Genomic DNA, 10,991 nt, shown 5'->3' with positions numbered 1-10,991 from the left:
TCAGATCACCGGGGGGCGGCCGAGGCGGGCCAGTCGGAACACGGTGCGCCAGCGCATCGGCTTCCGGTGCCCGCACTCGGTGCGCCAGCCCTCAGCGAAGCCGCCGAACCCGGCCCGCAGCCCGGAAAGGCTGCGGGTGCGGGCCAGCGTCAGGGCCACCCACACCCCCAGGTAGACGGGGACGAGCAGCGCGGGCAGGTGACGGCGTGCCAGGTAGACCCGGTTACGGGCGTTGACCTGGTAGAAGAACGCGTGCCGGGCCGGGGAGGTCCGCGGGTGCTGGAGCAGCAGCTGGGGCGCGTAACGCACCCGCCAGCCGGCGTCGATCGCCCGCCAGGCCATGTCGGTCTCTTCGTGCGCGAAGAAGAACGTGTCCGGCCAGTGGCCGACCTCCTGCAGCATCTTCACGGACAGGACGTGGGCTCCGCCGAGGAAGCCGGTCACCTCCCCGCCGCGCATCGAGTCACCGGCCCGCAGCCGGGGCACGTGGCGGCGCTGGGTCACTCCACTCTCGTCGGCGATACGGAAGCCGACGATCCCCAGCCGCACATCCGCCGCGTACAGCGCGGTGATCGTGGCGAAGACGTCGTCGGAAACCAGCAGGCCGTCGTCGTCCAGGTCCAGCACCAGGTCCATGTCCGACAGGTGCTCCAGGGCGGCGTTGCGGCCGCCGGTCACCCCCAGGTTCTCCGCCAGCTGCACCGTCTCGACCCACGGCGGCAGATCGGGCATCGCACACCCGTTGGCCACCACCACCGTCCGCGCCGCCCCGGCCGGGTGCGCCGAGAGCGAGGACGACTGGCGGCGCCGACTACAGCACGACACCCCCGGCGGCCATCTGCCCGCCCACAACGCCATGATCCAGGTGCTCACCAGCGGTCGCCCGATCCATCTGATGCACACCACGACAGCCCTGGACGCCATCCGGGCCAGCGGCCAGCTCTACTCCTCCTCCGGATGCCTGCTCGCCGCGCTGTACTGCGCACCACTGACCGAGACTCCCGACGGCCTGCGCCCGCACAACCTCGGCGCCTACCTGCTACAGACCAAGTCGCACACTCAAACTCTGATGATCGAGATCAAGCCCACCGCCCCGACGCCGGCCAGGGGCATCGACTACCTGCGGCTCGGCCGCGTCCACCTGGGCACATACCTGGATCACCGCAGCTTCCTCACCAAGGCCGAGGACCTCCGGCTGCGCAGGAGAGCGCTGCATCAGATCCGTACGGCCGCCCCTCCTGGCAGGCGCTGCCGGACGCCGGACGGCGCCGGGCACGTTTGTGGACCAGCTCGCCGCTGCCGTCCAGAATCTGCCGTTCCTGGGCTACGTGTACTTCGAGGTGCTGTCGGAGTACCTGATGCTCCACTCCACCAGCACCGAGACGAAGGCACTCGCAGAGGTCGGTGAGATGAACAACCGCCTCTACAAGCGTCTGGCGTTCTCCGCGGTCAGCGGCATGACCGGGCCGAACGCCTTCGGCCACACCGGCCGTGGCGGCTCACTCGCCCTCGCCGATCCCGAGCACGGCATCGCCTTCGGCTACGTGATGAACCACATCGTCAGCGGCTCCGACGACGCGCGGGCGGCTTCACTGACCGAAGCGGTCCGGAAGGTGCTTGACAGACACGGAGGCGCCCCGGGTTCGGCAGGTGCTCTCAAGGCCCCCCGGCTGGGAATAAGCGGCACACGCATATGGTCCGGAGGGCTGGGAAGCCATTCTGCCGGTGCCTGAGGACATGGGCCTCGGGCCCTCTTGTCAGGGCGCGGGACAATGGACGGTGGTCCGCTTGCCCGCGGGCCGGCGTGACGTACGTGTAGGTGTGTGCGGCGCGTGTGACGAGAAGGACGAGCATAAGGGAGACGACATGGCGGAGCCCACGCCGCACCGGGACCGACCGCGGCTACGCCCCGCGCCCCTGCTGTTCGAGCCCGCGGAGGCGGCCGCCGATCCGGAGCACTTCTTCGACCTGGAGTCGATCGACGATCCGCGCGCGCTGCTGGAGCGGGCGACGGAGCTGACGCTCGCGTTCCGCGCGGCGACGGACCGGGCGGTGGAGTTCCAGGCGGTGGCGGCGGCGCAGCTGGCCGATCCGCGGCGCTTCGACCGGCTGACGCCGGCCGCCATCGCCGAGCGGGCCGAGTGGACCGAGGACTACGCGAAGAAGATGATCGAGTTCGGTCGGGAGCTGCTGCACGGGGGTGAGGGCCGGGGGTCCGCCGACCCGGTGTGAGCGGTGTGGGCACGGTCGTGTGCTCTGCGTGGTAGGTCGGCCGCCACCCCCTCGAACAGGCGTGGCATATGCCAGGTGGGCAAGATACCTCCCTCCCCGCCCCGGTGTCCCGGATTCCCGCAACCCTGGGAAACCGTTCCCTCACCGCGGGTAGACAGACCGCATGAGCAGCACACGCAGTGCACGCAAGGCATCCGACGTCAGCGGTGTCACCCCGGACGGCGCCGCCTGGCTCGCCTCCGCAGGAACGTATCCGCGCAGCACCCTCTCGCTCTGGGAGGAGCGGCCGCACGCTCCCGTCGTGCTGCCCTGCGGTTCCGCCTTCGACGTGGTGAGCGCCCCCACGACCTTCGGGCGCCGGATGCTGGACCGGATGTGGGACGAGGGGCCGGGCTCCGGTCCGGTGGCCGAGTTCCGTGGCCGGATGCTGCTGTTCTCGACGCCCGGCACCGCCCAGCGGCTGCCGGCGCTGCTGGAGTGGGAGGAGTGGGACGCCCGCGGCAGGAAGGCCGGGGAGGCGGGTCGCACCGGCGCCGTTCCGCCCCTGCTGTGCCACGGCACCGGCGACGCGGTGACCGTTCCGGCGCCGGATCCGGGCGAGCGGGCGGACCGCTCCGACGCGCGCTGGCTGGTCGCCCCGGACACGCGTCACCCCTGGCTGCCGGGCCCGGAGGTGCTGCTCTGGGCGGCCGTACGGGCGGCGCGCGCGGCCGTGCGGATATCGATTTTTCCTCCTGCCGACCAGGGTGCTAATGTCTACGACGTCAGCAGGCGCCGCTAGCTCAGTTGGTTAGAGCAGCTGACTCTTAATCAGCGGGTCCGGGGTTCGAGTCCCTGGCGGCGCACAGACACGTGGAAGGCTCCTTGCGAAAGCAAGGGGCCTTTTACGCGTCTTCGGTCCCCTCTCCGGCCCCGATGCTGATCTGCACCGTCCACGCCCCCGAATCCGTACGCCCCAGCACTTGCACCCGCACGCCCTCCCCCGGCACCGTGAAGCTCTCGCCGAGGGCGACCGGGGCGTCCGCGAGGGGCGGGTAGACCGACTCCCCCCAGCAGGCCTCCGTGTGCGGGTGGGCGTCGACGACCTCGATCGGCCCCTCAGCGGACCGGGTGGTGCCGCGCACCCTGTAGACCAGCACCCCCGACCGGCAGGCGCCCGCGTCGTCGCCGACGGGACCGCGCGCCTCGAAGGCGAGCACGCTGTCCGGGCCGGTGCGCACCACGGCGAGCTTGGTGCCCCGGCCCAGCCCGAAGGAGGGCGCCCCGGCCGCGCCGGTCACCGGTACGCCGGGCCCCGCCCCGAGCGGTTCCAGCGTCAGCCGCACGGGCCCCGCGCCCTGCACGCACCGCACCTGGCGGGGCGCCAGCCAGCCCAGCTTCCACTTGTGCCAGCCGAACAGGTCGGGGGCGAGGGCGAACTGGCTGCCCATCAGGTCCCAGTCGCCGACGTGGGTGTCCCAGTCGCTCTTGCCGTCCACAGGCCGGTTGTAGAGGTCGGGGAGGTCGAAGACGTGGCCGGTCTCATGGGCGAGGACCAGCCGGTCCGGGGGATGGTCCTCGAACACGGTGACGACCCGGCGGATGTCGGTGCCGTCCGCCCGCAGCGGGGTCTCCAGGTTGACGACCTTCGTGGCGTCGGAGTCCACCCCGGGCGCGTCCGGGTCGGCGACGAAGTACACGACGTCGTAGCGCGAGAAGTCGACCTTCGGATCGACGGCGGCGAGCGCGTCGCGCAGGTAGGCGGACCGGTCCCGCAGGGACCAGTCACGCCGTATGGCGTACGCGGTGGACGGGCGCGGCATCGGGATCCAGCCACGCAGGACGTGCGGGCGCAGGGTGAATCTGCCGTAGGAGGCCCGGTGGAAGAAGTCGCTGGTGGCGGGGAAGTGGTCGGCGGCGATGTCGTCGGGGGTGGTCAGGGGGTGCGAGTCCGGGAAGGACAGGAACACCATGACGGCGTCCAGCCGGCCGGTCGGCCGGGGGTAGGCGGCGTTCCAGGTGTCCAGGCCCTCCGAGTGGTGCGTGTCGGTGCGGGTCAGGGCGCAGGGGTCCGCGGAGAAGGGCTCGGCGTCGGAGATGCCTGTCACCAGGGACGTGGCCGCGAGCGCCGACAGGGTGGTGAGTACGGCCGCCGCGCTGCGCAGCCGGGGGCGGCCGTACTCACCACCCTGTCGGCCCAATCCCCTGAGAGCCTCATGTCCGAGTCGTCTCAGGGGGAGCTGGCGCGGCACTAGGACCTCCGGGAGACGGTTCGCAGGACACCGCACCCAGAATGAGATGGATTGTCATACTGCGCCCTGTTTATCTACACCGGACGGGTGAGAGGCCGAGGTTTCCGTTCACGTTCGGCGCCTCGAACCACTTACGGAACGTCACAACCGGTCTCAGGCCTGAAGAAGCCGTCCACCTCCGAGCAGAAACGATCTGGCAGAGATGCGTGACCGTGCTGGACACTGGACAGTGACTGGAAGGGCTCCGGGTCGGCCTCTATGATCGGCACACTTTCCTGAGACATTCCTGAGGCTTTCCGGCACGGACAGCGATCGAGTGCACGGCGGGAGCGAGCGGTGAGCGGAACGTCCGAAGGGCCGACGCCCGCAGCAGACCTCAACCGGCCGATCGTCACGGAGAGTGACACCTCTGCCCCATCCCGTGCCGAACGTGAAGAACCGGCCTCACCCCCGGCGCCCCCGCCGACCTCGCCTCTGGCGCCCCTGCCGGCGTCCCCCCTGGCGCCGCCTCCGTCGTACCGCTCCGTCTTCACGGCCGCTCCGCTCGCCATGGCGGTGGTCGACCGCGAGGGCAGGGTGGTCAGCGCCAACAGCACCCTCGCCACCCTGCTGGGCCGCGCACCGGACACCCTGGTCGGGGCCGCCGCCGCCGACCTGGTGGACCTCTCCTCCGACGCGCGCGCCTGGCACTCCTACCGCGAGGTGCTGTGCGGCCGGCAGGCGCGGCTGCGCTGCACCCGCCGGCTCAAGCACCCCGAGGGGCACTCGCTGTGGGTGCAGGTGTCGGTCGCGCCACTCCCCCCTGAGGCGGGGGACGCGGGGGACGCACCCCCCGCGGCCGAGGCGCCCGGCGTCCTGCTGTCCGTCGCCGACGTCAGCGCCCGCCGCGAACTCCAGTCCCGGCTCCACTACTTGCAGATGCACGACCCGGTGACCCGGCTGCCCAACCGCACCCTGTTCTTCGAACGGCTGACGGCCGCCCTGGAGGCGGAGTCCTACGAGCAGAGCGGCACCGGCCGGATCGGGCTCTGCTCCCTGGACCTCGACGGGTTCAAGGCCATCAACGACGCCCTGGGCCACCGCGTCGGCGACCGGCTGCTGGCCGCCGTCGCCGAACGGCTGACGCTGTGCGCCGAGGAGGCGGGCCGGTCCAGGGCCGGCACCCCGCTGGTGGCCCGGCTCGGCGGGGACGAGTTCGCGCTGCTGGTCGAGGACTCCACGGGCACCGAACAGCTCGCCGACCTCGCCGAGTCGGTGCTCGGGGCGATCCAGGACCCCTTCGACGTGGACGGCCGGCGGCTGTCGGTCTCGGCGTCCATCGGGGTGGTCGAACGGCACGCGGCCGGGACCACGCCCACCGCGCTGATGCAGGCCGCCGACACGACGCTCTACTGGGCGAAGGCCGACGGCAAGTCCCGCTGGACGCTGTTCGACCCGGAACGCAACGCGCACCGCATGACCCGCCAGGCCCTCGCCTCCACGCTGCGCCCCGCCGTCGAACGGGGCGAGTTCACGCTGGAGTACCAGCCGCTGGTCGGCATGGAGGACGACCGGGTGCACGGTGTGGAGGCCCTGGTCCGCTGGAACCACCCGCAGTTCGGCACCCTGACACCGAATCGGTTCATCTCCATCGCCGAGGAGGACGGCTCGATCGTCCAGCTCGGGCGCTGGGTGCTGCGCACCGCCTGCCGGCAGGCCCGCCACTGGCAGGTCGAGCACCCCACCGAGCCGCCGATCTTCGTCAGCGTCAATGTGGCGGTCCGGCAGGTCTGGGACTCCGATCTGGTCGCGGACGTCGCCGAGACCCTGACGGAGACGGGCCTCGCCCCGGAGCTCCTCCAGCTGGAGCTGACCGAGTCGGCGGTGATGGGCTCCTCGGGCCGGCCCCTCCAGGCGCTGAAGGCGCTCAGCGACATGGGCGTGCGCATCGCCATCGACGACTTCGGCACCGGCTACTCGAACCTGGCCTACCTCAGCCGGCTGCCGGTGTCGGTCCTGAAACTGGACGGCGCCTTCGTCCGGGGCTTCCCCTACGAGGACCGGGACCAGACGCCCAGCCCGGCGGACGAGGCCATCGTCGAGGCGATGGTGCAGCTCGCCCACCGGCTGGGGCTGACGGTCACCGCAGAGTGCGTGGAGACCACGGCGCAGGCCACCCGGCTGCGCCGGATCGGGTGCGACACCGGCCAGGGCTGGCTGTACTCCCGTCCGGTGTCGCCGGACCGCATCTCCGAACTGCTGGGCACGCCCGGGGTTCAGGCGGACGTCGTGGGCAACCCGTAGGCGTCGGCGATGAGTTCGTAGGAACGCAGGCGTATGTCACCGCTGTGCGCGTTGGCCGTGATCATCAGCTCGTCGGCGCCGGTGCGCTTCTGCAGGTCGTCCAGACCGGCGCGGACCTCGTCCGGGGTGCCGTGCACGACGTTGGCGTTCCAGGACTCGACGAAGTCCTGCTCCATCGGCGAGAACGGGTACGCCTCCGCCTCCTCGGGGGTGGGCACCAGGCCGGGGCGGCCGGTGCGCAGCCGGACCATGTTGAGCGCGGCGGCCAGGACCTGGCGCCGGGCCTCCTTCTCGTCGTCGGTCGCGAGCGCGGAGACCCCGATCAGGGCGTAGGGCGCCTCGAGGACGTCGCTCGGGGTGAACGACTCGCGGTAGAGGTCCAGCGCGGGGACGGTGTTCTGCGCGGAGAAGTGGTGGGCGAAGGCGAACGGCAGGCCGAGCAGGCCGGCCAGCCGGGCGCTGAAGCCGGAGGAGCCGAGCAGCCAGACCGGCGGCCGGTGCGTCGACTGCACCCCGCCGGGCGAGGTCGCCTGGACCGGGCCGGGGACGGCGTGGATGCGGCGGTAGCGGTGGCCGTCGGGGAAGTCGTCGTCCAGGAAGCGGGTCAGCTCGGCGAGCTGCTGGGGGAAGTCGTCGGCGCCCTCGTTCAGCCTCTCGGTGCGGCGCAGGGCGGCGGCGGTGGCGCCGTCGGTGCCGGGGGCGCGGCCGAGGCCGAGGTCGATCCGGCCGGGGGCCATGGCCTCGAGCGTGCCGAACTGCTCGGCGATGACGAGCGGGGCGTGGTTGGGCAGCATCACCCCGCCCGAGCCGAGCCGGATGCGGTCGGTGTGCGCGGCGAGGTGGGCCAGGATCACCGCCGGGGACGAGGACGCCACACCCGGCATGGAGTGGTGCTCGGCGACCCAGAACCGGTGGAAGCCGCGTGCCTCGGCGAGCCGGGCGAGGTCGACACCCGTGCGCAGCGCCTCGGTGGCGGTGTGGCCGGCACCCACGGTGACCAGGTCGAGGACGGACAGCGGCACGGGGGCGGTGCCCTGTGCCGTGCCTCGGATCTCGTCGGCTGCGGTGTCGTCTGCGGCCACGGCGGGGTGCCTCCTGTTTCGGGTGACGTCTCACCGGCCACCAACAGGGAGGTGTCCCCGTTTGTTCCCCTCGCCTCGCCGCACCGCCCCCGCCGCACCGCCCCCGCCGCCGCGGCCGTGCGTGTCCGCCCGAACCGCTGGTCGTGTCCCGCGGCGTGGTGCGGGAGTCAAGCGCTTCGCGTTCCGGTACAAGGCCCGTGACGGTCTTCGTGGAGGCGGGTCGAACACCCGAACCGGCGGGACCGCCGTCCCCGGCCCGCGGATTCCGACGTCGTGATCCCCCGCACCACCTGGCGGACGCCGTCGCACCGTTCACACCTGCACGATCGGCTCCCGGGTGAACAGGGCGCCCAGGGCGGGGGCGTTCACCCTGCGGTCGGCCAGGCGCAGGGCCTCCCAGACGGTGACCTGGTTGGCGGTGAGGACCGGTTTGCCGAGCTCCTTCTCCAGGGCCGGGAGGTGGGCGAGCGTGTGCAGGGCCGTGTCGGGCAGGAGGACCGCCCGGGCGTCCGGGTGGTCGGCCGCGCGGGCCAGGGCGAACAGCTCGGCCTCGCCCCAGGTGCCGACCTCCGCCGCCGTGATGATCCCGGAACTGGTCACCCCCGTCACCGTCACCGAGCCGGCGGCCAGGAAGTCGGTGAAGAGCGCGGCCACGTCGTCCGGGTAGGTCGCGCCGACGGCGACCCGCCGCGCCCCGATCTCCCGGGCCGCGTGCACGAAGGCGAACGAGGTGGAGGAGGCCGGGGTGCCCGCCGTCCGGGCGAGGGCGCGCACCTGCTCCTGCGCGCCCTCCCAGCCGCGTACGAAGCTGCCGCTGGTGCAGGCCCACACCACCGCGTCGACGCCCGCGCGCCGCAGCTCCCCGACGCCGGCCGCGAGCCGGTCGGCGTCGCCCATCGCGAGCAGCGCGTCGACCCGGTGCGCGTCCTCACCGATGTCGGTGTGCACCAGGTCCACCCGGATGTCACTGCCCAGCAGCTGCTCGGCGCGCGGATAGTCGTCCTCGGCGGCGTGTCCCGGATAGAGGAATCCCAGTGCGGTCATGTCCAGCCTTCCTGCTGCTTCTCGTCCGGCACCCCCGACACACCCTGCGCGCCCGGAACGCCCTGAGCACCTTGCACGCCCGGCGCCCGGGGCCCGTCCGGCAGTACCGGAGCGGGTGGCGGCACCGGGCTCCGCGGCAGCACCGCGCCGGACGTCCGGTCCGGCAGTACGGCCTCGGCGCCGGTCCCGGTCTCGTTCCCGGGCCCGGTCGTGACACGCGCCGACGTGTCGATCAGCGCCTGATACGGTCCCACCGCCCGGGTACCCAATCGGCGCAACGCCGCCCACATGGTCACCTGGTTGGCCGAGATGACCGGTATGCGCAGTTCCGCCTCCAGCTGCGGGATCACGTCGTACGTCGGCAGGTTGGTGCAGGAGAGGAACAGCGCGTCCGCCGCGCCGAGCCGGCCGCGCGCCGTCGCCCGCCGGGCCATGTCCACCACCTCCCGGTAGGCGACTCGCCAGATCTGCCGGGTCAGACCCATGTACGCACAGCCGGTGACCGTGACCCCGGCCTGCGCCACGTACTGCTCCAGCGACCGGGTCACCGACACGGTGTACGGCGTCACCAGCGCCACCCGCCGTACGTCCAGTTCCACCAGCGCCTCCAGCAGCGCGCCGGAGGTGGTGATCGCCGGGACCGCGCCGGTCCTACTCATCGCCTCGCACATGGCGCGCTCCCCCAGGACCCCGCCGACGAAACTGCCGGACGTGCAGGCGTAGGCGACGACCTCGGGACCGACCGCGGTGAGCGTGCTCACCGCGTTGCCGAGGGTCTCGTGTTCGCTGATCAGCCGGGCGAGGTCCAGGCTGACCTCGACCGGCACGTACGGCGTTCGGGTGAGATGCAGGGACACGTCGTCCGGCGTCCAGCGCCAGAGCTCGCGGTCCAGCGCGAAGTCGAAGGGGGCGACCACGCCGACACCGCGCTGCGGGCCGGGACCGCCGATGAAGGAGACGTCCATGTCAGCACCGGCCTCACGGTGAGAGACGAGCACGCAACGGTTCGCCGAAACGCCCGTGTTGACGACGGTAGGTTCGGGGTGCCAGCGTGGTCAATCCGTACATCTCAGACTTCCGGTCATCCGGGGAAACGGCGGCCCATGTCCACCCCCTCGCCCACCCCCGCGACCACCGCCTCGACCGCCTCTTCGCCCACGCCGGGGGCCGTCCCCACGCTGCTCGTCCTGGACGCCGACCCGCCGCCCCGGCTGGGCGGGCTGACCGGCAGGGTCCGGATCGAGCACGCGGACGCCTCGACGCTCGCCGAGCGCCTCCCGCACGCCGACGTGCTGCTGGTCTGGGACTTCACCTCGCACGCGGTGCGTTCCGCCTGGCCGGGCGGGGGGCCGCGGCCGCGCTGGGTGCACACCGCGAGCGCCGGAGTGGATCACCTTCTCTGTCCGGAACTCGCCGCCTCCGACACGGTGGTCACCAACGCGCGGGGCGTCTTCGACCTGCCGATCGCCGAGTACGTCGCCGCTCTCGTGCTGGCGCTGGCGAAGGACCTGCCGCGGACGCTGGAGTTCCAGCGGGAGCGGACCTGGCTCCACCGCGAGTCGCGCAAGGTCGCCGGGACCCGTGCCTGCGTCGTCGGGTCGGGGCCGATCGGCCGGGCGATCGCCGGCACGCTCGAGGCGCTCGGCGTCACCACCGCGCTGGTCGGCCGCACCCCGCGCGCGGGGGTGCACGGCTCCGAGGACCTGGACCGGCTGATCGCCCGCGCGGACTGGGTGATCTCCGCCGCGCCGCTGACCGAGCAGACCCGGGGCATGTTCGACGCCCGCCGCTTCGGGGTGATGCAGCCGTCCGCCCACTTCGTCAACGTCGGGCGCGGGCCGCTGGTCGTCGAGGAGGCGCTCGCCGAGGCCCTCGGGCAACACCGGATCGCGGGCGCCGCCCTGGACGTCTTCGAGGCCGAGCCGCTCCCCCCGGACAGCCCGCTGTGGCGGGCCCCCGGGCTGATCGTGTCGCCGCACATGAGCGGGGACACGATCGGCTGGCGCGACGAACTCGCCGCCCAGTTCGTGGAGTTGTACGAGCTCTGGGAGGCGGGCAAGCCGCTGGTGAACGTGGTCGACAAACAGCGCGGGTACGTACCCGGGCACTGATGTGGCGG

9 protein-coding genes, 1 tRNA gene and 1 pseudogene are annotated in these 10,991 nt (G+C 72.4%); 6 read left to right on the top strand and 5 right to left on the bottom strand.

Annotated features, from left to right (window positions below; all coding sequences use genetic code 11):
• The gene (locus tag ACTWJ9_RS21305) at positions 1–888 is read right to left on the bottom strand and encodes a glycosyltransferase family 2 protein (protein ID WP_443295909.1); all 888 of its coding nucleotides are present in this window, start codon (positions 886–888) and stop codon (positions 1–3) included.
• A gap of 569 nt (positions 889–1,457) precedes the next feature.
• Here ACTWJ9_RS21305 and ACTWJ9_RS21300 point away from each other — a divergent pair.
• From ACTWJ9_RS21300 to ACTWJ9_RS21285, 4 genes and pseudogenes are all read left to right on the top strand, one after another.
• A pseudogene (locus ACTWJ9_RS21300) lies at positions 1,458–1,733 on the top strand (hypothetical protein); the annotation flags it as partial.
• A 133-nt stretch (positions 1,734–1,866) separates the two neighbouring features.
• Positions 1,867–2,232, top strand: coding sequence for a hypothetical protein (locus ACTWJ9_RS21295; protein WP_279335834.1), 366 nt, complete (start codon positions 1,867–1,869; stop codon positions 2,230–2,232).
• A gap of 163 nt (positions 2,233–2,395) precedes the next feature.
• Entirely contained in the window at positions 2,396–3,013 is a 618-nt protein-coding gene (locus ACTWJ9_RS21290; RefSeq protein WP_443294611.1) for a bifunctional DNA primase/polymerase, read from the top strand.
• A tRNA-Lys gene (locus ACTWJ9_RS21285) sits at positions 3,004–3,077 on the top strand. The genes ACTWJ9_RS21290 and ACTWJ9_RS21285 overlap by 10 nt, the downstream gene beginning before the upstream one ends.
• 39 nt (positions 3,078–3,116) lie before the next feature.
• On the opposite strand, the gene ACTWJ9_RS21280 is transcribed toward ACTWJ9_RS21285, so the two are convergent.
• Positions 3,117–4,463, bottom strand: a complete 1,347-nt coding sequence (locus tag ACTWJ9_RS21280; RefSeq protein ID WP_423836112.1) for a M6 family metalloprotease domain-containing protein — start codon at positions 4,461–4,463, stop codon at positions 3,117–3,119.
• 336 nt (positions 4,464–4,799) lie between these two features.
• On the opposite strand from ACTWJ9_RS21280, the gene ACTWJ9_RS21275 reads away from it, so the two are divergent.
• A complete protein-coding gene (locus ACTWJ9_RS21275; RefSeq protein WP_279335831.1) occupies positions 4,800–6,746 on the top strand; it encodes a putative bifunctional diguanylate cyclase/phosphodiesterase in 1,947 nt (648 codons plus the stop codon).
• On the opposite strand, the gene ACTWJ9_RS21270 is transcribed toward ACTWJ9_RS21275, so the two are convergent.
• The 3 genes from ACTWJ9_RS21270 to ACTWJ9_RS21260 form a co-directional block, all read right to left on the bottom strand.
• A complete protein-coding gene (locus ACTWJ9_RS21270; RefSeq protein WP_279335830.1) occupies positions 6,719–7,828 on the bottom strand; it encodes an LLM class flavin-dependent oxidoreductase in 1,110 nt (369 codons plus the stop codon). The two genes, ACTWJ9_RS21275 and ACTWJ9_RS21270, sit on opposite strands and share 28 nt — an antisense overlap.
• Before the next feature lie 312 nt (positions 7,829–8,140).
• Positions 8,141–8,872, bottom strand: a complete 732-nt coding sequence (locus tag ACTWJ9_RS21265) for a maleate cis-trans isomerase family protein (protein ID WP_387041185.1) — start codon at positions 8,870–8,872, stop codon at positions 8,141–8,143.
• Positions 8,869–9,837, bottom strand: coding sequence for a maleate cis-trans isomerase family protein (locus ACTWJ9_RS21260; protein ID WP_387041187.1), 969 nt, complete (start codon positions 9,835–9,837; stop codon positions 8,869–8,871). The genes ACTWJ9_RS21265 and ACTWJ9_RS21260 overlap by 4 nt, the downstream gene beginning before the upstream one ends.
• A gap of 138 nt (positions 9,838–9,975) precedes the next feature.
• Between ACTWJ9_RS21260 and ACTWJ9_RS21255 the strand changes: the two genes are divergently transcribed.
• Positions 9,976–10,983, top strand: coding sequence for a D-2-hydroxyacid dehydrogenase (locus ACTWJ9_RS21255; protein ID WP_279335827.1), 1,008 nt, complete (start codon positions 9,976–9,978; stop codon positions 10,981–10,983).
• Positions 10,984–10,991: the final 8 nt, after the last annotated feature.

This window comes from Streptomyces sp. GDS52, assembly GCF_052246875.1.
GTDB lineage: Bacteria > Actinomycetota > Actinomycetes > Streptomycetales > Streptomycetaceae > Streptomyces > Streptomyces cathayae.
Note: the sequence above shows the minus strand (reverse complement) of the source record. Positions and strands in the feature narration are given on the sequence as shown.